Here is a 20806-nt window from a genome sequence, read left to right as displayed (position 1 = left end):
AAACAATGCAACCTTATCGATGTCGACGCATTGCCCCACATTGTCCCCAACAGCACGGCCATGGGCCAGATCAGGGAGCAAGGACATGAATGCGTTGAAGCACGTCACTTTCGCGGCCGGTATCGCACTGGCGCCAGCCGATGCCGGTGGCGCCGAACCGACCGGCTGGCAGGCGCTGGCCGATGAGCGCGCCGTCATCCGCATCGCCGATGCCATCGACCGCGCGGTCGACGCGCGGGACTGGAAGCTTGCCCGCTTCTATTTCGCCGATCGCGTCACCGCCGACTTCAGCAGCCTGTCCGGGCAGCCAGCGGCCAACATTGCCTCCGACGATCTGATCGGCGCCTGGGCCGGCAATCTCAAGGCCGGCAAGACCAGCCTGCACCTGCGCACCAATCACCAGGTCGTCCTCGAAGCGGACACGGCGACTGTTCTGTCGAACGGCTATGCCTGGAACCGGATGGAGGGCAATGGCGATCCGCTGTGGGAAGTCTGGGGCACGTATGAGCACCACCTGACGCGTTCTGGCACCGCCTGGAAGGTCGATGGCTTCACCTTCCGCATGACGCATGAACGCGGCAATCCCTGGGTCAAGGCGACGCCTGGCCAATGACGCCCGCATCAACCGGATCAGGATCGGAAAAGGCAATGACGATGAGCTATTACACACTCGGCAACAGCGGCCTGCGCGTCAGCCGGCTGGCGCTGGGCACGATGACCTTCGGCACGGAATGGGGCTGGGGCGCGGACCGGGACACGGCGCGCGCGATGTTCGACGCCTATGTCGAGGCTGGCGGCAATTTCTTCGACACCGCCGATCTTTACACCGGCGGCACGGCCGAGACCTGGCTCGGTGAATTCGTGGCCGAGCGCGGCTTGCGCGACAAGGCGGTGATCGCCACCAAATTCACCATGAACTCGAACCCCGGCAATCCGAACGCCGGCGGCAATGGCCGCAAGAACATCATGCGCGCCGTCGACGCCTCGCTGAAGCGGCTGGGCACCGACTACATCGATCTCTATCTCATGCATATCTGGGACAGGCTGACGCCGGCCGAGGAGGTGCTGCGGACGCTCGACGATCTGGTGCGGGCAGGCAAGATACGGCACATCGGCCTGTCCGACGTGCCGGCCTGGTATGCCGGGCGGGCACAGGCGATCGCCGAGCTGCGCAGCTATGAGCCGATCTCGGCGTTGCAGCTCGAATACTCCCTGGCGGAGCGTGCCATCGAGCACGAATTCGTGCCGTTCGGGACACGCCATGGCGCCGGCATCATGGTCTGGAGTCCGCTGGCCAGCGGACTGTTGAGCGGCAAGTACCGCCCGGCGCAAGCCGGCAATGCCGGCCGGCTCGATGGCTTCCGCGACACCACCCATCCAGGTTTCCAGAAATTCAACGAGCACAACTGGGCTGTTGTGGCGGAATTGGAGAAAGTCGCCGCCGAACTCGGTCGCGGTATGGCTCAGGTGGCGCTCAACTGGGTGGCGACACAGCCAGGAATCGCCACCGTCATCCTTGGCGCAACGAGGCTTTCGCAGTTGCAGGACAATCTTGCGGCGCTCGATTTCTCCATACCGCCCGCGCTTCGCCAGCGGCTGGACAAGGTGAGCGGCACACCGGCGCCGTTCCCGCATTCTTTTTTCGGTCCCGAGATCCAGGTCCGTGTCGCCGGCGGTGTCGTGACCGGCGACAAGCCGTCCGGTTACGCATCGCCGGTCGTGGTCGAAGGCGAAGCCGTTGCCATCAGCAGCAACTGATCCAAAAAGCCTGGAATTTTGCACAAGGGCGCGGCGTGACATCGCCGCGCCCTTCGTGTATCCGGTCAACCCGTCATGACAGCACCGCCGGACGAAGCAGGAGGCCCTTTTCGCCTTCAAAGTTTGCCGCGCCGGGATTTTCGAGGAACCAGATGACGGTGAAGCCCCTCTACCGACGTGTTCTGCTGAAAGCTTCAGGCGAAGCGTTGATGGGCGAACAGCATTTCGGCATCGACGTCTCGGTCGTCGACCGCATCGCCGGCGACATCGCCGAAGCGCGCGCGCTGGGCATCGAGGTGGGTGTCGTCATTGGCGGCGGCAATATCTTTCGCGGCGTGGCCGTCGCTTCCAAGGGTGGAGACCGCGTTACCGGCGACCATATGGGCATGCTTGCCACGGTCATCAATTCGCTGGCGCTGCGCACCTCGCTGAACAAGATCGGCGTCGACGCCGTGGTGCTGTCCGCGATTGCCATGCCCGAGCTTTGCGAGAGCTTTTCGCAGCGCCAGGCGACCGCCTACATGAACCAGGGCAAGGTGGTGATCTTCGCCGGCGGTACCGGCAATCCGTTCTTCACCACCGATTCGGCCGCCGCGCTCCGTGCGGCCGAAATCGGCGCCGACGCGCTGTTCAAGGGCACGCAGGTCGACGGCGTCTATTCGGCCGACCCGAAAAAGGACCCGAACGCGACCCGTTTCGAGCGCATCAGCCACGCCGAAGTCATAAATCGCGGCCTTTCGATCATGGATACGGCTGCGATTGCACTTGCGCGTGAAAACAACATTCCGATAATCGTCTATTCGATCCACGAAAAGGGTGGTTTCGGCGATATTCTGAGGGGCGGCGGCCGTTGCACGGTCGTCGCGGACGAGTGATCCGGGCCTGATCCCTGGAGAGAAGGGAAACCGGTCTTCGAAATCAGGCTCGAAAACGGGGCCGTGCCCCGAAGCAGTGAACCCGCGGCAGACGGGTCGAGGAGACTAGAATGAGTGGTGAGTACGACGACCTCAAGCGGCGCATGGATGGGGCAATCGCCGCGTTCAAGCACGATCTGGCCTCGCTGCGGACCGGACGCGCTTCCAGCAATCTGCTCGACGCGATCCAGGTGCAGGCCTATGGCACCACCATGCCGATCAATCAGGTGGCCAACGTCACCGTTCCGGAGCCGCGCATGATCGCGGTCTCGGTCTGGGACAAGTCGATGGTTGGCGCCGTCGACCGCGCGATCCGCGAATCCAATCTGGGCTTCAACCCGATCGTCGACGGTACCAATCTGAGGATTCCGCTGCCGGAACTCAACGAACAGCGCCGCAAGGAACTGGTCAAGATCTCGCACGGCTACGCGGAGAACGCCCGTGTCGCCGCGCGGCATGTGCGCCGCGACGGCATGGATTTCCTGAAGAAGGCGGAGAAGGACGGCACGATCAGCGAGGACGATCAGCGCAAGCGTTCCGACCAGGTCCAGAAACTTACCGACGAAACCATCAGCACCATCGATCATCTGCTTTCCGACAAGGAAGCTGAAATCATGCAGGTTTAGGGTTGGCCCTTGGCTGACCCGAAAGCGAGATCATGACAACGCCCGCGCATGTCGCGATCATCATGGATGGAAATGGACGCTGGGCCAAGGCGCGCGGCATGCCGAGGCTCGCGGGTCATCGCGCCGGCGTCGAGGCTCTGCGCAAGGCGGTGCGCGCCGCCCCCGGTCTCGGCATCTCCTTCCTGACCGTCTACGCTTTCTCGTCGGAGAACTGGTCGCGGCCGAAGTCCGAGGTCAGCGACCTCATGGGTCTGTTGAAGCTGTTCATCCGCCGTGACCTCGCCGAGCTGCACCAGAGCGGCGTGCGGGTGAGGATCATCGGCGACCGGGCAGGGCTGCAGGCGGACATCAGAGGGCTGCTCGACGAAGCCGAATCGCTGACGATCCACAACACCTCGCTGACGCTGGTGATCGCCTTCAACTACGGCGGGCGCGACGAGATCGTCCGCGCCGCGCGCAAGCTCGCCCTGGCCGTGGCGCGCGGTGAAATCGACAGCGAGGCGATATCGGCCGAAAGCTTTGCCGGCGCTCTCGACACGCAAGGCATTCCCGATCCGGAGCTGGTCATCCGCACCAGCGGCGAGCTTCGCCTGTCCAACTTCCTCTTGTGGCAGGCTGCCTACAGCGAACTCGTCTTCCTGCCGTGCTACTGGCCGGACTTCAACCGTGAGCACTTCGCCGAGGCCTTGCGCGAATTTGCCGGCCGCGAGCGCCGCTTCGGCGGACTGGGCCCGCAAGACGTCGCTTCGCGGCCGGCCGCGGGATGAGCAACCTTCAGCTGCGTGTCATCTCAGCGGTCGTGCTCGCGATTGTCGCGCTTGGCCTGACCTGGCTCGGTGGCCTGCCTTTCCGGCTGCTGTGCGCCCTCATGTCGGCAATGATCTTTTATGAGTGGACCCGCATGTCGCGGCCCGTTGCGGCCGACGGGCTTGGTTTTCTGCCGGAAGCGCTGATGGTCATTTTCGTCGGCGCCCTGATCGCCGGCCTGCCCGCATTCTGGCTGCTGCCGCTCGTCGTGGTCCTGGTTGCGATAACGGCGACCACCGCCGGCATTCGCAAGATCGGCCAGTGGGACGCCGGCGGCCTTGCCTATGCCTGCGTATCGGGCCTCTCGCTTGCCCTTTTGCGCGACGGCGACCATTCGGGGCTCGTCGCCATCCTGTTCCTGTTCGCGGTCGTCTGGGCGACCGACATCTTCGCCTATTTCGTCGGACGCGCCGTCGGCGGTCCCAAACTGGCGCCGTCGATTTCGCCGGGCAAGACGCGTAGCGGCGCGCTCGGCGGGGCGGTCGGTGGCGTCGTCGCGGGACTTCTGCTGGCCGCCGTCGCCGGCGCCGGCAATCTGGCTTTGCTCGGCCTTGTGGCGCTGGTGCTGTCTGTTGTCGCCCAAGCCGGCGACCTGTTCGAATCCTGGGTCAAACGGCGGCATGGCCGCAAGGATTCGGGCGTGCTCATTCCTGGCCATGGCGGCATCATGGATCGTGTCGACGGGCTTGTCGCGGCCGCTATCGCCCTATACGTCATCGGCTGGATTTCGGCGGGCGCCGAGCATCCGGCACAGGGGTTGTTTCCCATTTGAATGGTGTCGTTGCACGATCGCGGGCGGATCTGCCTTGGATTCGCCTGGATTGATGTCACAGTCACGGCGCGACCGCGGAAGAATTTGAGGGCTTGAATTGAACGAGATTCTTCACGCGATTTTCGGCACGGAAGGCTTCTTTCTCGGCACGCTCGTGCCGTTTCTCTTCGTGCTGACCGTGGTCGTGTTCGTTCACGAGATGGGCCACTACCTCGTCGGTCGCTGGTGCGGCATCGGCGTCAGGGCCTTCTCGATCGGCTTTGGTCCCGAACTTATCGGCTTCAACGACAGCCATGGCACGCGCTGGAAGCTTTGCGCCATACCGCTTGGCGGCTATGTCAAGTTTGTCGGCGACATGAACGCCACCTCCAGCCAGCCGACATCGGAAGAGCTCGAGACGCTGACCGACGCGGAACGCAAGATTGCCTTCCACACCCAGCCGATCTGGAAGCGCGCGGCAACGGTGGCGGCCGGGCCACTGTTCAACTTCCTGCTGACGATCGTCGTCTTTTCCGTGCTGTTTGCCTCCTACGGGCGTTATGTCGCGGAGCCGATGGTGGCGGAGGTCACCACCGACAGTCCCGCGGCCAAGGCCGGCATCTTGCCTGGCGACCGATTCGTCAGCGTTGACGGCAGCAAGGTCGAAACCTTCGGCGACGTGCAGCGGCTGGTTTCGGGCCGGGCCGGCGATACCATCACCTTCGTCATGCTGCGCAACGGCAAGGAGGTCACGGTGACCGCGTCGCCGCAACTGATGGAGCAGGAGGACGCGCTCGGCAACAAGGTCAAGATCGCGGTGATCGGCGTCGTCAACAACAAGGAACTTGGCCAGCCTCGTCTCATCACCTACACCCCGGTCGGAGCCGTTGCGGCGGCGATTGAGGAAACCGGCCACGTCATCGAGCGCACCGGCCAGTTCATGCAACGCTTCGCCGTCGGGCGCGAGGACAAGTGCCAGTTGGGTGGCCCGGTCAAGATCGCCGACATGGCCGGCAGGGCCGCCAAATTGGGTTTCGAATGGCTGGTGCAGCTCGTCGCGCTGCTGTCCGTGGGGATAGGCATTCTAAACCTTTTGCCGATTCCCCCCCTCGACGGCGGCCATCTGTTGTTCTACGGGGTGGAGGCCGTCATCCGCCGGCCGGTGTCGGAACGGATGATGGAAATGGCCTATCGGGCCGGTCTGCTTCTGGTGTTGTGCTTCATGGGGTTCGTCTTCTGGAACGATCTCTTTGGGTGCTGAAATCATGAAGGAATTTGGCCTGGGCATGGTCGATGTTGAGACGCCGTTTACCATGCACGGGGATATGAGTGACGCGAAAGCCACGCAACAGGGTTAAGTAAATACAAATTAACCAGAAGCCTTGCGTGTAGGGAAAATCCGGTTAATACGGTAGGGGAAATGACCGCACGTCCGGTTTTCTCGCCGTGGGGACTACGAGAAAAGGTTATTAAGCCCGATGAAGGCAGCATCCAAGTTTCTAAACGCCGCGTCAGCGGCGGCACTGTCCGCCGCTCTGGTCGTACCAGGTGCGCTCGCAGTGCAGTTCGTTGCCACATCGGCGGCCGAAGCCGCTGTCGTAAGCAGGGTGGAAGTGAGCGGCAACCAGCGTGTCGACGCCGACACCATTCGCAACTACATCACCATCAAGCCCGGCAAGGCCTTCTCCAGCTCCGATGTCGATAGCGCGGTCAAGGCGCTGTTCGGCACCGGCCTGTTCTCGGACGTCCAGATCAACCAGGTCGGCTCGACCCTGGTGGTCAAGGTTTCCGAATACAAAGTCGTCAATCAGGTGCTGTTCCAGGGCAACAAGAAGCTCAAGGACAACGCGCTTCAGGCCGCGGTTCAGCTGAAGTCGCGCGGTACCTTCTCTCAGGCTACGCTCGATTCGGATGTCGAGGCGGTGAAGGCCGCCTACAGGCGCATCGGCCGCGACGATGCAGGCGTGACCGCGCAGGTCATGGATCTCGGCGACAACCGCGTGAATGTGGTGTTCCACATCACCGAAGGCGACCGCACGCAGATCGCGGCCATCAATTTTGTCGGCAACAGCGCCTATTCGAGCCGCCGCCTGTCTGACGTGATCAACACCAAGCGTTCGTCCTGGGTCTCGTTCATCCTGCGCGACGACGTCTATGACGAAGACAAGCTGCGTGCCGACCAGGAACTGCTGCGCCGCTTCTACTACAATCACGGCTACGCCGATTTCCAGGTCGTCTCCGCTGTCGGCGAGCTCGACAATGCGACCAACAAATACACGGTCACCATCACCGTCCAGGAAGGCGAGCGCTACAATTTCGGCGACATCAGCGTCGAAAGCACCATTCCGGAAGTCGATTCGAAGTCGCTGGAATCGGTGGTCGAAACCCGCAAGGGCGACGTCTACAACGCCAAGGACGTGGAAGACTCCATCATCGCGCTGACCGAGAAGGTGGCCGGTTCCGGCTATGCCTTCGCCCAGGTGACGCCGCGCGGCGACCGCAACTTCGAGAATCACACGATCTCGGTGGTCTACACCGTCGACCAGGGCACCAAGGCCTATGTCGAGCGCATCGAAATCCGCGGCAACGATCGTACGCGTGACTATGTCATCCGCCGCGAGTTCGATGTCAGCGAAGGCGATGCGTTCAACCAGGTGCTGATCCAGCGCGCCAAGAAACGCCTGGAAGACCTCAATTACTTTGACAAAGTCGACATTTCCACGGTGCCGGGCTCGGCCCCCGATCAGGTCGTGCTTGTGGTCGACGTTGTCGAGAAATCGACTGGCGAGTTCTCGGTCGGCGCAGGCTATTCGACCGGCGGCGATTCGGCTGGACCGTCCGTCGAAGGATCGGTTACCGAGCGGAACTTCCTCGGCCGCGGCCAGTTCATCAAGCTGTCGGCCGGCGGCGGCAAGAACTCGCGCGACTACAGCCTGTCCTTCACCGAGCCGTATTTCCTCGGGCGGCGTATCGCTGCCGGCTTCGACATCTACAAGTCGACGCGGGAATACAACAACAATTACGACAGCGACACCACCGGCGCGACGATCCGTTTCGGACTGCCGATCACCAACAGCATCACGACCCAGCTGGCGTATAATATCTCGCAGGAGAAATATAAGGTCGACGATAGCTGCGGTCCTACCACTGTTGGAGATCCGGACGGCACCTGCACGATTTCGCCGGCCATTCTGGATGGCATCGCCGAAAGCCCTTGGATCAAGTCGTCGGTCAGCCTGGGGCTGGTCTACAACACCATCGACGACATGAAGAACCCGCATGAGGGTATCTATGCCAACACGACGGTGGAAGTTGCCGGTCTCGGCGGCGATGCCAAGTTCGTGAAGATCACGGGGCGCGGCAGCATCTATCAGACGCTGTCCGAACAGCTTGACCTCGTCGGCCTCATTTCGGGCGGCGCCGGCCATGTCGAGGGGTATGGTGGCGATGGCGGTCTGCGTATCTTCGATCAGTTCCAGAGCACCGACCGCATGATCCGCGGCTTTGCCTACGGCGGCATCGGTCCCGTTGACTCCGCCGGTGTAGGCGATCACCTGGGCGGTACAACCTATTTCAACGCGTCGGCCGAAGCTCAGTTCCCACTGCCGGTCGTTCCCGAGAGCTTCGGCTTGCGTGGCGCGGTGTTCGCCGACGCGGCAACGCTCTACGGCAGCCAGATCGGCAACCAGAGCCTGGTTGATCAGTCGTCGGTTGGCATGAAGTTGCGCGCTTCCGTGGGTCTCGGCCTGATGTGGGCCTCGCCGTTCGGCCCGATCCGCATCGACTATGCGATTCCGGTCAAGAAGGAAGCGAGCGACGACGTGCAGGAATTCAACTTCGGCATATCGACCCGCTTCTGATCGGCGGCCAACGATGCTCCCGGGTTTTTTCGATCCGGGAGAAATGTTCCGACCTAGCTGGATATAGCTTCTGGAATGACCGATCCGGTGTTCTTCGCGCCATCACGCCGGTATACGGCGGCCGAAGTCGCGAATCTGACCGGCTCGGTGCTAGTCGATTCCGGCCAATCCGACGTTGTGATCGATGCACTGGCGCCAGCCAATGAAGGCGGCGCCAACGCGCTGGTCTTCGTCGACGGCAGGCGTAATTCCGCGCTGATGCCGTCGCTGCGGGCCGCAGCGGTGCTGTGTCCGGCGGAGTTTGCAAACAAGGCGCCTTCCGGCATCGCTGTCCTGACCCATCCACGGCCGCAACAGGCTTTCGCGCTGGTTGGGCGCCTCTTGTTCCCGACGGCCGCCACGCCAGGGCCAATGACCGGCGAAACCGGTGTTTCGCCGCATGCCCATGTCGACCCGACCGCGCATGTCGAAGCCGGCGTCATCATCGAGGCCGGCGCGGTCGTCGGGCCAGGGGTCTCGATCGGCAGCGGCACCGTCATTGCACCCAATGCCGTCATCGGGCAGTCCTGCCAGATCGGCCGTGACGGCTATGTGGGCCCGGGCGCCAGCATCCAGTACGCGCTGATCGGCAACCGGGTCATCATCCATGGCGGCGCCAGGATCGGCCAGGACGGCTTTGGCTTTGTCGGCGGCGCCAAGGGGCCGGAGCGTGTTCCACAGATCGGACGGGTCGTCATCCAGGACGATGTCGAGATCGGCTCCAATTCCACGGTCGATCGCGGCGCCATGTCCGACACGATCATCGGGCAAGGCACCAAGATCGACAATCTCGTGCAGATCGCCCATAACGTCCGCATCGGCCGCAATTGCATAGTAGCCGGGCTTTCAGGTATTTCAGGTTCCGTGGTGGTGGGGGACAATGTCACCATGGGCGGCGGTGTCGGGCTCGCGGATCATCTGACGATTGGTTCAGGTGCCAAGCTTGCCGCCAGAAGTGGATTTATGAGCAATGTTCCCGCCGGCGAGATATGGGGTGGCTACCCGGCACAGCCGATGGCGGAAGCCATGCGAGAGATAGCCATGTTGCGCACGATGGCCAGGGCACGCAAGCAGGGCAAGGACAATGGCTGACATGGTGGCGGCGACAACGCTGGAAGCGGTCGACATATTGGGGCTGATGAAGCTCCTGCCGCACCGTTATCCCTTCCTGATGATCGACCGCATCGTCGACATCGATGGCGACGACTCCGCCATCGGCATCAAGAACGTCACCATCAACGAGCCGCATTTTCAGGGCCATTTCCCGGAGCAGCCGGTAATGCCGGGCGTGCTGATCGTCGAGGCCATGGCGCAGACGGCCGGCGCCATCTGCATCCGCAGCCTTGGGGCGTCGAAACCCTCGCTGGTCTATTTCCTGACCATCGACAACGCCAAATTCCGTAAACCGGTCGTTCCCGGCGACCAGTTGAAGATCCATGTCAAGAAAATCAAGAAGCGCGGCAACCTGCTCAAATTCGCCTGCGAGGCCCTGGTCGAAGGTACCAAGGCAGCCGAGGCCGAGATTTCAGCCATGATGGTCACCGGCGACTGACGATCGAGTGCCTATGAAAATCAAGACGTCAATCCATCCTTCCTCCGTCGTGGAAGAAGGCGCTCAAATCGGCGAGGGTGTGCGCATCGGGCCGTTCTGCCATGTCAGCGCCGAGGCGGTGATCGGCAACGGTGTCGAACTGGTCAGCCATGTCTCGGTGATGGGCGCCACCACCATCGGAGCCTCGACCAAGGTCTATCCGATGGCGACATTGGGCGCCCCGCCGCAGAACACCAAGCACAAGGGCGGGCGCACCACGCTCGTCATCGGCGCCAATTGCACCATACGCGAAGGCGTCACGATGCATGTCGGCACCGACACCAGCCGTGGCGAAACGACGGTCGGCGACAATGGCAATTTCCTTGCCTATGCCCACATCGCCCATGATTGCGCCGTCGGCAACAACGCTACCTTCGCCAATGGGGCGACGCTGGGCGGCCACTGCGAGATCGGCAACAATGTCTATATTGGCGGCCTCAGCGCCGTTCATCAATTCGTGCGCGTCGGCGACAATGCCTTTCTTGGCGGGTGCTCGGCATTTGTTGGTGACGTCATTCCCTATGCCATCGCCGCGGGCAACCGCGCCAGCTTGCGCGGCTTGAACATCATCGGCCTCAAGCGGGCCGGCCTGCCGCGTTCCGAAATCTATTTGTTGCGCAAGGCTTACAAGACGATTTTCGACCGCGCCCGCACCGTCGGCGAAAACGTCGAGTTCGCCAAGGCGGAATTCGCCTCTTCCCCAGCCGCGATGAAGATCATCGATTTCATCACCAGTCGCGGCAAGCGGCACTTTGCCGTGCCATCGCTCAAGCGCGGCGATGACGACGATACCGATGACGAAGGCTGAGACAGCCGCGGCTGGTCTCGATCTCCCGCCTGATGCCAAGGTCGGCATCATCGCCGGCGGCGGCAGCCTTCCGGTCGAAGTCGCTGCCGGTCTGGCCGAACAGGGTCATGCGCCCTTCATCGTGCTCATGGCCGGCGAGGCCGACCGTCTGGCGGAGTTGTCCCGGTACGAGCATGATACACTTGCCCTGGAGGCGATAGGGTCGCTCGTTCCACTGCTCAAGCGCAACCGGATTACCCATCTGGTGCTTGCCGGCGAGATAAAGCGCAGGCCCAGACTGACACATCTGCGCCCAAGCCTCAGCCTGCTCGCCGTAATACCGGTCGTTGTCATGGCGTTGGCGCGCGGCGACGACGGGCTGCTCAAGGTGGTGGCGCGCGGGCTCGAGGCCCGGGGGATAAAGGTCGTGGGCGCTCACGAAATCGTGCCGAGCCTCGTCGCCGCCGAAGGCGTGTTGACCAAGGCCGGGCCTCGGAAAACGGACTGGCGCGATATCGAGGCAGGGTTCGCCGCGGCAAAGGCCATCGGGGCACTGGATATCGGTCAGGCGGCGATCGCGGTCGGCGGCCGGACCATTGCGCTCGAAGGCATCGAGGGCACGGCCGGATTGCTGGACCGCGCCAGGCTGCTGCGCGGCCATGGCCGTATCGCCGGCAAGACGCGCGGCGTTCTGGTCAAATGCGCCAAGCCAGGCCAGGAGCTACGCGCTGACCTTCCTTCCATGGGACCGCAAACGGTCGAAGCAGCGCATGCGGCAGGGCTTGCCGGCATTGCCGTCGAGGCGGGACGCTCGCTGATCCTCGAAGGCCCCGCGACCCTCTCGCGCGCCAACGAACTTGGGCTGTTCATCGTCGGCCTGGCCGCAGCGGAGTCCTGATATGGCTGATAGGGCGTTGAAGATCGCGATCGTCGCGGGCGAGGAATCAGGCGACCTGCTTGGCGCCGACATCATCCGGTCGCTCCGCCAGATGACGGGCCGCGAGGTGCAACTGGTCGGTCTCGGCGGCCGCCATTTGCAGGCGCTTGGGCTGGTTCCTCCGTTCGACGCCGGCGAGGTCGCCCTGATGGGTTTCAGTGCCGTCCTGCGGGATCTGCCGCGCCTGATGCGGCGGATCGGCCAGATGGCAAGCATGGTTGCCGAAGCCAGGCCTGACTGCCTCGTCACCATCGACAGCCCCGATTTTTCACTGCGCGTCGCCAGGAAGGTGCGCGCGGCCAACCCGTCGATCCCGATCATCCACTATGTCTGCCCGAGCGTCTGGGCGTGGCGTCCGGGCAGGGCGGTGGCGATGAAGCCCTATGTCGACCACATCCTGTGTATCCTGCCCTTCGAGGTGAAGGAACTCGCGCGACTGGGCGGCCCGCCTGGCACCTATGTCGGACATCGTCTCACCCATGACGCGGGCGTGCTGTCGGCCGCCAAGGCTCAAGGTCAGCCGCGCGACCTCTCGGCCGATCGCGTGAAGACACTGCTTGTCCTGCCCGGCTCGCGGCGCGGCGAGGTGCGGCGGCTGCTCGAGCCGTTTGGCGAGACCGTGTCGATGTTGCGGGCTCGCGGGCACCGGCTCCGGCTGATGCTGCCGACAGTGCCGCATGTCGCCGATACCGTGCGGTCCGCTGTCACGCGCTGGGACGAGAAACCCGAGATCATCCTTGAGCCCGATCGCAAATGGCAGGCGTTCGGCAAGGCCGACGCGGCGTTGATCGCGTCCGGCACCGTATCCCTGGAACTGGCCTTGTCCGGCGTGCCGATGGTCTCCAGCTATAGGCTCGACCCTGTCGCGCGCGTCGTCGCGCCCTATCTCGTCTCCGTCTGGTCGGCCCTGCTGCCCAACCTGATCTCGGATCGCGCGCTGATCCCGGAGTTCTACAACGAGTATGTCAAACCGAACAATCTGGCACGCCAGCTGGAAGCGCTGCTGGCCGACACAGGAATGCGCGCCTGGCAGAAAGACGGGTTTGCCGAGATCTCACGGCGCATGGCAACGGACAGGCCGTCCGGTGAGATCGCGGCGCAGGTCGTGATGGGGTACGTGAAGAGAGTGAGTAGGCAGTAGTGAGTAGTGAGTAGTGAGTAGCAAAATCTCCAATCTGACTACTAACTACTCCCTATTCACTACCGCCTGATTCTACCGCTTGGCGATCGGAACGTAATCGCGCTCCGGCGCTCCGGTGTAGAGCTGGCGCGGACGACCGATCTTCTGGCGCGGATCCTCGATCATTTCCTTCCACTGCGCGATCCAGCCGACCGTGCGGGCAACGGCGAACAGCACGGTGAACATGGTCGTGGGGAAGCCCAGCGCCTTCAGCGTGATGCCGGAGTAGAAGTCGACGTTCGGGTAGAGCTTCTTCTCGATGAAATAGGGATCGGTCAGCGCGATCTTTTCCAGTTCCATGGCGATGTCGAGCAGCGGATCGTCCTTGATGCCGAGTTCACCCAGCACCTCATGCGCGGTCTTCTGCATGATCTTGGCACGCGGATCGTAGTTCTTGTAGACGCGGTGGCCAAAGCCCATCAGCCGGAAGGGATCGTTCTTGTCCTTGGCGCGGGCGATGAATTCCGGGATGTGATCGACATGGCCGATCTCGCCCAGCATGTTGAGCGCCGCTTCATTGGCGCCGCCATGCGCCGGACCCCACAGGCAAGCGATGCCGGCGGCAATGCAGGCGAACGGGTTGGCGCCCGACGAGCCGGCGAGACGAACGGTCGAGGTCGAAGCGTTCTGCTCGTGATCGGCATGCAGGATGAAGATGCGCTCCATGGCGCGCGCCAGCACCGGGTTGATCTTGTACTCCTCGCACGGCACGGCAAAGCACATATGCAGGAAGTTTGCCGCGAAACCGAGATCGTTCTTCGGGTAAATAAACGGCTGGCCGATGTGGTATTTGTAAGCCATGGCCGCGATCGTCGGCATTTTGGCGATCAGGCGCATGGAGGCAACCATGCGCTGGTACGGGTCGGAAATGTCGGTCGAGTCGTGATAAAAGGCCGACAGGGCGCCGACCACGCCGCACATAACCGCCATCGGGTGCGCGTCGCGGCGGAAGCCGGTGAAGAAGCGCGACATCTGCTCGTGCACCATGGTGTGGCGCGTCACGCGGTAATCGAAATCGTCCTTCTGCGCCTTGGTGGGCAGTTCGCCATAGAGCAGGAGATAGCAGACTTCGAGGAAGTCGCCGTGCTCGGCCAGCTGGTCGATCGGATAGCCGCGGTGCAGGAGGATGCCGGCATCGCCGTCGATGAAGGTGATCTCGGATTCGCAGCTCGCGGTCGAGGTGAAGCCGGGATCATAGGTGAAGGCGCCGGTGGTGCTGTAGAGCGAGGCGATGTCGATGACGTCGGGCCCGACCGAGCCGCTTCGCACCTTGAACTCGTGGGTCTTGCCGGCGAATTCCAGCGTTGCCGTGGCCTCCTGGCCGCCCACATCCAGTTTTTTCGCAGCTTCGGTCATTGCAAACTCCTTCTTGTTTCCTCATGCCGGCAAAGGCAAATTCCGCAGAGCGACACGTCGAAATCACCGCAATGCGCTTATTCGCCACCGCATTCTAGGAGGTGCGTGCCAGATTGGGCCAAGGCCTAATGTTGCACTGCGAAACCCGCCTTTCAATGCCAATCTTCTTGGGCCAGTTTGCTCCTAATCGATTTGATCCGCTATGCGCGCCAGGCTTTCCTCGCGCCCCAGCACGGCCAGCACGTCGAACACACCGGGCGAGGTGCTTTTGCCGGTCAAGGCGGCGCGCAGCGGCTGGGCCACGGCGCCAAGCTTGTAGCCGCCAGCCAGCGCATAGTCGCGGATCGCGGCCTCGGCCGTGGCCGCCGTCCAGTCGCCCGCCAGCGACTTCAAAGCTTCGTGAGCGCCACGCAATATCTTGCGGGCATCGTCGTTGAGCAGCAGTGCCGCCTTGTCGTCGATCGGCAGCGGCCGCGCGGCAAACAGGAAGGCGGCGCCATCGACGAGCTCGACCAGCGTCTTAGCGCGCTCCTTCAGCCCCGGAAGTGCCGCCAGCAACTGCGCCTTGTTCTTCTCGTCGAGGCGCGCCGCCATCGCCGGGCCGCCCTCCAGATAGGGCAAGGTGGCGATGAAAATGTCGAACAGTTCGGAATCGGCCATGCGGCGCATATGGACGCCGTTCAGCGCCTCGAGCTTGGCGAAATCGAATCGCGCCGCGCCCTTGTTGACGTCGCCGATGTCGAACCAGGAGATCATGTCCTTGATCGACATGATCTCGTCGTCGCCATGGCTCCAGCCCAGGCGCGCCAGGTAGTTGAGCAGCGCCTCCGGCAGGTAGCCCATGGCGCGATAGGCCTCGACACCGAGCGCGCCGTGCCGTTTAGACAGCTTGGCGCCATCGGCACCATGGATCAGCGGGATGTGCGACATCGACGGCACGTCCCAGCCCATGGCGTTGTAGATCACGCTCTGGCGGGCGGCGTTGGTCAGGTGGTCGTCGCCACGGATGATGTGGGTGACGCCCATGTCGTGATCGTCGACGACAACGGCATGCATGTAGGTCGGGTTGCCGTCCGACCGAAGGATGATGAAATCGTCGAGATCCTTGTTGGGAAAGCGCACCTCGCCCTGGACCCGGTCCTGCACCACCGTCTCGCCCTCGGTCGGCGCCTTGATGCGAATGGCGCCCTTGACGCCGACGGGTGCCTCCGACGGATCGCGGTCACGCCAGTGGCCGTTGTAGCGCGGCGGCAGGCCCTTGGCCCGCGCGGCCTCACGCATCGCCTCGAGTTCGGCTGGTGTCTCGTAGCTGTAATAGGCCTTGCCCAGGCGCACCAGTTCCTCGGCCACCTCGCGGTGGCGTGGCGCGCGCTCGAACTGGGAGACCGCATCCCCGTCCCACGACAGGCCGAGCCAAGTCAGCCCGTCGAGAATGGCCGCGGTGGCTGCATCCGTGGAGCGTTCGCGATCGGTGTCCTCGATGCGTAGCAGCATCGTGCCGCCGGTGTGCTTGGCATAGAGCCAGTTGAACAGCGCCGTGCGCGCGCCGCCAATGTGCAGATAGCCGGTCGGCGAGGGGGCAAAACGGGTGATGACCTTGTCGGACATGGAACTCTCGGAAAACGTCTGAAGCGGGGTGCGGCGTGCGCGGACTTTCGCGCGTCGCGCGTTCATGTAGCATAGGGCGTCGAGGGTGCAAGGGGCAGACCCGATGGCTGGACGGAGCCGGGGCTCGGAACAGGGCGAGGACGCCATTGTCGGCGTCAGCGAACGATCCCTGTTTGCCAATCCCGCGCTCGCACCATCGGCGCCGGCGGCACCGCCTGTATCGCGCCCTGGCGAGCAGTCCTTGCCCGAGGGCATCAACGCGCCGGTCACCGTGTCCAGAACCGGTGCGATCGCTCGCTTGCGACGTCATCTCGGCCGCCTTTCATGGCCGCAAATACAGGCGGGCGTGGCTTCGGCGGCCACGCTGGAGCTCGATCGCGGCATCGCATTCCTGTTGGTGCCGGTGTTCCTGGCCACGGGCGTCATCGTCTATTTCTCGATGGCGGCCGAACCTGGGTTCGTCCAGCCCATCGCCGCCGTCGTGCTGATGGCTCTCTGTGCGGTCGCCTCGCGATCCTGGCCCAGGACCCATCTATGTCTGATGGCCGCGCTGCTCTGCGCCCTTGGCGTGCTCGCCGCCAAGGTCGAGACGTGGCGGGCGGGGACGCCGATGCTTGGCTCTGAAATCGCCACGCAGGTGACCGGCCGAGTGGTGTCGCTCGACTATATGGAGACCGGACGTATCCGGTTGACCATCGACGTGACGTCGACCGCCCGGCCGAAATTGCGCTATGCACCGGAACGGGTTCGCATTTCCGCCGCCAAGATACCGGCCGGCGTGAAGGCCGGTTCGCTGGTGAGCGGCTACGCCAGGCTGTTGCCGCCGACCGGTCCGGTGCGCCCGGACAGTTATGATTACTCCTTCGACAGCTATTTCGCTGGGATCGGCGGCAGCGGCTTCTTCATGGGAACGCCAAGGATCGTTCCCGACGACGACGAGGCGCCGCTGTGGTCCCGCCTTGCCTCGTCGGTCGAAAATACCAGGCAGGACATCGCTGACCACATCAGAGCCAGTGTCGGTGGCGCCGAGGGTGAGATCGCGGCGGCGCTGATGGTCGGGGTGCGCGCGGGCATTCCTGATGAAATCAACGAAGCCATGCGGCGGACAGGCATCTATCACATCATTTCCATTTCCGGACTGCACATGGCGCTGGTCGCGGGCACCATGATGATGCTGATGCGCGGCGTATTCGCGCTGTTTCCGGATTTTTCCTCACGCCGCCCGGTCAAGAAGTACGCCGCCGCCGCCGCGCTTTTCTCGATCGCGGCCTATCTCGTCATCTCGGGTGTCGTCGTCGCCGCCGAGCGCAGCTTCATCATGCTGGCCGTGATGTTGATCGCCGTTCTGTTCGACCGGGCGGCGCTGACAATGCGCAACCTGGCAATCTCGGCCATTGCCGTCATCGCGGTGTCCCCGCACGAGGTCGTGGGTCCGAGTTTCCAGATGTCTTTCGCGGCGACCGCGGCGCTGGTCGGCGCTTATGCGGGCTGGGCGGATCACCATGCGGGAAAGACGAGGCCACCGGCGCCAAAGCGATCCCTGGCTGGGTTCCTGACGCGAAAACTCCTTTTGGGGGCAGGCGGACTGGCCATGACGTCCATCATCGCCGGCAGCGCCACGGCGCTGTTTGCGATCTGGCATTTCCAGCGGGTGTCGCCGCTCAGCCTGTTCGCCAATCTGGCCGTCATGCCGATCGTGTCGGTCGTGATGTTCCTGGCCGTCGCCAGTGCGTTGCTGATGCCGTTCGGACTGGATTGGCCGGCTCTTTACCTCATGGGCAAAGGCCTGACGGCGATGATTGCCGTATCGGCGTGGATATCGGAGCGCTCGCCAATCGATGGTGTCGGGTTGATTTCGCGGCAATCCGTGCTGCTGGTGACCGTCGCATTGGTCATCGCGACGATGGCGACGACCCGGCTGCGGCTCGCGGCACTGCCATTCGCGCTTGCCAGCTTGTTGACTGTGTCGGATACGCGCACCCCCGATGTGCTGATCTCGGAAGATGCGCGGCTGGTCGCGCTGCCGATCGGCGGCGGCGAACTCGCGGTCAACCGGGCTCGCCCGAACGAATTCACCGTCGACAACTGGAAACGCGCGCTCACATCCGAAGCCATCGTCGTACCGGAGATGTTCGACAAGGCAGGTGGGCAATTCGCCATCGCCGATGCGGTAAACCTGCCGGCGGGAGCGCCGTTCTATTGCACCGAAGGCGTCTGTATCGCTCGACACCCGTCCGGTGCGATCATAGCGCATGTCGAAGACCGCAAGGACACCTGGAAGGCCTGCGCGTTCGCCGACCTCATCGTCGTCAATGACGCGACCGCCTACGATGCCTGCCACAATCCGCTGGTTCTCGTCGTCACCAAACGGCAGCTCGCCCGCAAGGGAAGTGCCGCGGTCTTCTTCGATCCTCGGTCGGCCACGACCCCGGCCAAGATCGAATTCGCCGTCGACCAACCATACCGGCCCTGGCATGAGCAACGAAAATTCTCACGCGAGGCGAGGGGACTGCCGCCCTATAAAAAGCCCGACAAGCCCGACAAGCCCGATGGCAAACAGGCTCAGTAGCGCCTGATCAAGCCGACCAGCCTGCCTTGCACCTTGACCCTGTCCGGCCCGAAAATGCGGGTTTCATAGGCCGGATTGGCGGCTTCGAGGGCGATCGAGGCGCCTTTGCGGCGGAACCGCTTCAGCGTCGCTTCCTCCTCGTCGACCAGCGCCACGATGATTTCGCCTGGGCTTGCCGTATCGGCATTGCGGATGATGACCGTGTCGCCGTCGAAGATGCCGGCCTCGATCATCGAGTCGCCCTTGACTTCCAGCGCATAGTGCTCGCCGCCCATGATCATATCCGGCGGCACCGAGATCGTATGCGTCTGATGCTGGATGGCGTCGATCGGCACACCGGCGGCGATACGGCCCATGACCGGGATGGACACGGCTGAAACCGCATCGTCGTCATTGCCGGCCGCGGGCAGTCGCGAAGGTGCGGCCGCCGGCTTGATCTGGCGACCGAGATTGTTTTGACCCAGGCTGCCCTGGATGACGCTTGGCGAGAATTTCTTTGCCGCGTTGAGGCCGGGCGCGATCGAATCCGGCAGCCGCAGCACTTCCAGCGCACGCGCCCGATTGGGTAGCCGCCGGATAAAGCCGCGTTCCTCCAGCGCCGTGATCAGGCGATGGATCCCCGATTTGGAGGCAAGATCGAGCGCTTCTTTCATCTCGTCGAAGGACGGCGGTATGCCGCTTTCCTTGAGGCGTTCGTGGATGAACATCAGCAGTTCATGTTGCTTGCGTGTCAGCATGGCGCGGCCCCCAAGGCATTGAACAACGGTCTGATTCAGAATCGAAAAACAAACCCAGAACAAACACTATCTGTTCCAGTTGTGTTCTGCAACCGTTTAAAGTTTAGTGAATTTGTTAAGGCGTCAGAAGCTTTTGGCTCGCGACTGCGGCCGGCAGACGACCTTTCGTTTCCGCATGGGCCTTGAAATCGTTATGGTTAATGGCTTGCGGCCTAACCCTGAAGGAGGCTTGGCGCCAGCCCTTTCGAAGGATCCAGGTAAGAGGCTCCAGCAAGTGTTCGTGCCATCTCCGGCGGAACGAAACGAAATCAAAACGCCAACGGCCGGCAAGCCGCTCACGGGCGGCCTTTATTCCTGAAGCGTCGGCCGGTGCACGGGCCCGACATCATCCGGCGACAGCCTTCAAGCTGCCGGCGCGGGCGGCGTATTTGGTCGCGCTACTGTCTTCGCTGTGGACATAGACATGCAGCGTGTAGCCGATATGGGCCGTCATCAGCGCCTTGGCCCGTTCGACGTCACGATCGAGTGCCGCTTCCATGATCGCGGTGTGATGCTCGATGGCAATCGCTTCGCGCAATGCCTCCATCGCCTCCTCATAGCCATCCTTGAGGCCAGCCGCGGCCCGTAATGTCGGCGCCAGGCCAAGAAAGCGATGATGCCGGCGTAGCTGATCCGAGATTGTCGAGCGGAAACGCATCAGCCAGTTGCATGTGGCGGCGCTCAGCAGCGCCGCATGGAAAGCCTCGTGGTTCTCGTCCCATTTGTCGACGGCCGCATCCGAGGGATCGTCGACCGCGGTCTTGCAACGGGAGAGCCGGTAGTGGGCGGTGACAACGGCATCCTCCCATTCCTTGCCGCCTTTCTCCATCGATTCGAGGAACAAGGGGATCTCGACCACCATCCTGGCGCGCGCCAGATCCTCCAGTTCGGCCCGCGATACGGGAGCGACTGTAAAACCACGGTTGCTGATGGCGGTGACAAGGCGTTCGGCCTCGAGCCGCGACAAGGCTTCGCGCAACGGCGTCCAGCCGACGCCATAGGTGCCGCGCAACGCGCTCAGCTTGAGGGGCGCGCCGGGCATGAGGCGCGTGGTCAGGATATCCCGACGCAACAGCTGATAGGCTGCCTCCGTTTTCGTGGAGTTCGTCTCATCCTGCATCGCGGTCCATCCGTCGTCCGGCAAAGAGAAATTATATATGATGTCCGACCGTGGCAAGAATTATATATAATGTTTGACAGGGGACGGCCGACTGACCATGATCGTTGCAGTAGCCGCGCTGCAAGCG

General features: G+C 63.1%; 18 protein-coding genes. 14 read left to right on the top strand and 4 right to left on the bottom strand.

The annotated features are described in order from the left end of the window. Positions 1-85 precede the first annotated feature (85 nt). From LB564_RS02705 to lpxB, 13 genes are all read left to right on the top strand, one after another. Entirely contained in the window at positions 86-613 is a 528-nt protein-coding gene (locus LB564_RS02705; protein WP_224534748.1) for a nuclear transport factor 2 family protein, read from the top strand. A 35-nt stretch (positions 614-648) separates the two neighbouring features. After that, positions 649-1758 (top strand): aldo/keto reductase, encoded by a 1110-nt coding sequence (locus LB564_RS02700; RefSeq protein ID WP_224534746.1) that lies wholly within the window; start codon positions 649-651, stop codon positions 1756-1758. Between the two features lie 152 nt (positions 1759-1910). Beyond that, positions 1911-2633 carry a UMP kinase gene (gene pyrH, locus LB564_RS02695; protein ID WP_140701371.1) on the top strand — a complete coding sequence of 241 codons (723 nt, stop codon included), beginning with the start codon at positions 1911-1913 and terminating at the stop codon, positions 2631-2633. Positions 2634-2743: 110 nt separating this feature from the next. Further along, on the top strand, positions 2744-3298 hold the full coding sequence (gene frr / locus LB564_RS02690) for a ribosome recycling factor (RefSeq protein WP_224534744.1): 555 nt from the start codon (positions 2744-2746) through the stop codon (positions 3296-3298). Between the two features lie 32 nt (positions 3299-3330). Continuing rightward, the gene (locus tag LB564_RS02685) at positions 3331-4065 is read left to right on the top strand and encodes an isoprenyl transferase (protein ID WP_140701368.1); all 735 of its coding nucleotides are present in this window, start codon (positions 3331-3333) and stop codon (positions 4063-4065) included. Continuing rightward, positions 4062-4877, top strand: a complete 816-nt coding sequence (locus tag LB564_RS02680) for a phosphatidate cytidylyltransferase (RefSeq protein WP_224534741.1) — start codon at positions 4062-4064, stop codon at positions 4875-4877. Before LB564_RS02685 ends, LB564_RS02680 begins: the two co-directional genes overlap by 4 nt. A gap of 97 nt (positions 4878-4974) precedes the next feature. Then, on the top strand, positions 4975-6117 hold the full coding sequence (gene rseP / locus LB564_RS02675; protein ID WP_224534739.1) for an RIP metalloprotease RseP: 1143 nt from the start codon (positions 4975-4977) through the stop codon (positions 6115-6117). 217 nt (positions 6118-6334) lie between these two features. Next, positions 6335-8716, top strand: coding sequence for an outer membrane protein assembly factor BamA (gene bamA / locus LB564_RS02670; RefSeq protein ID WP_224534737.1), 2382 nt, complete (start codon positions 6335-6337; stop codon positions 8714-8716). 75 nt (positions 8717-8791) lie between these two features. Continuing rightward, entirely contained in the window at positions 8792-9847 is a 1056-nt protein-coding gene (lpxD, locus tag LB564_RS02665) for a UDP-3-O-(3-hydroxymyristoyl)glucosamine N-acyltransferase (RefSeq protein ID WP_224534735.1), read from the top strand. Beyond that, positions 9840-10307: a 3-hydroxyacyl-ACP dehydratase FabZ gene (gene fabZ, locus LB564_RS02660; protein WP_015317790.1), complete on the top strand. Its 468-nt coding sequence runs from the start codon at positions 9840-9842 to the stop codon at positions 10305-10307. Before lpxD ends, fabZ begins: the two co-directional genes overlap by 8 nt. Before the next feature lie 13 nt (positions 10308-10320). After that, positions 10321-11154 carry an acyl-ACP--UDP-N-acetylglucosamine O-acyltransferase gene (gene lpxA, locus LB564_RS02655; RefSeq protein ID WP_224534733.1) on the top strand — a complete coding sequence of 278 codons (834 nt, stop codon included), beginning with the start codon at positions 10321-10323 and terminating at the stop codon, positions 11152-11154. Beyond that, positions 11126-12031 (top strand): LpxI family protein, encoded by a 906-nt coding sequence (locus LB564_RS02650; protein WP_224534730.1) that lies wholly within the window; start codon positions 11126-11128, stop codon positions 12029-12031. The genes lpxA and LB564_RS02650 overlap by 29 nt, the downstream gene beginning before the upstream one ends. A 1-nt stretch (position 12032) precedes the next feature. Beyond that, a complete protein-coding gene (gene lpxB / locus LB564_RS02645; RefSeq protein ID WP_224534728.1) occupies positions 12033-13211 on the top strand; it encodes a lipid-A-disaccharide synthase in 1179 nt (392 codons plus the stop codon). Positions 13212-13283: 72 nt separating this feature from the next. Here the strand turns inward: lpxB and gltA are convergent, their stop codons facing one another. Together gltA and gltX are read right to left on the bottom strand one after the other, a co-directional pair. Further along, positions 13284-14606, bottom strand: coding sequence for a citrate synthase (gene gltA, locus LB564_RS02640; protein WP_015317794.1), 1323 nt, complete (start codon positions 14604-14606; stop codon positions 13284-13286). Between the two features lie 183 nt (positions 14607-14789). Beyond that, a complete protein-coding gene (gene gltX, locus LB564_RS02635) occupies positions 14790-16214 on the bottom strand; it encodes a glutamate--tRNA ligase (RefSeq protein ID WP_224534726.1) in 1425 nt (474 codons plus the stop codon). Positions 16215-16317: 103 nt separating this feature from the next. On the opposite strand from gltX, the gene LB564_RS02630 reads away from it, so the two are divergent. Continuing rightward, positions 16318-18783 carry a ComEC/Rec2 family competence protein gene (locus LB564_RS02630; RefSeq protein WP_224534724.1) on the top strand — a complete coding sequence of 822 codons (2466 nt, stop codon included), beginning with the start codon at positions 16318-16320 and terminating at the stop codon, positions 18781-18783. On the opposite strand, the gene lexA is transcribed toward LB564_RS02630, so the two are convergent. Beyond that, entirely contained in the window at positions 18777-19520 is a 744-nt protein-coding gene (gene lexA, locus LB564_RS02625) for a transcriptional repressor LexA (protein ID WP_140701348.1), read from the bottom strand. The genes LB564_RS02630 and lexA overlap by 7 nt on opposite strands. 385 nt (positions 19521-19905) lie before the next feature. Continuing rightward, positions 19906-20679 carry a GntR family transcriptional regulator gene (locus LB564_RS02620; RefSeq protein ID WP_224534722.1) on the bottom strand — a complete coding sequence of 258 codons (774 nt, stop codon included), beginning with the start codon at positions 20677-20679 and terminating at the stop codon, positions 19906-19908. Positions 20680-20806 lie beyond the last annotated feature (127 nt).

Source organism: Mesorhizobium sp. ES1-6 (assembly GCF_020164775.1).
GTDB lineage: Bacteria > Pseudomonadota > Alphaproteobacteria > Rhizobiales > Rhizobiaceae > Mesorhizobium.
This window is presented reverse-complemented; position numbering and strand designations above follow the sequence as displayed.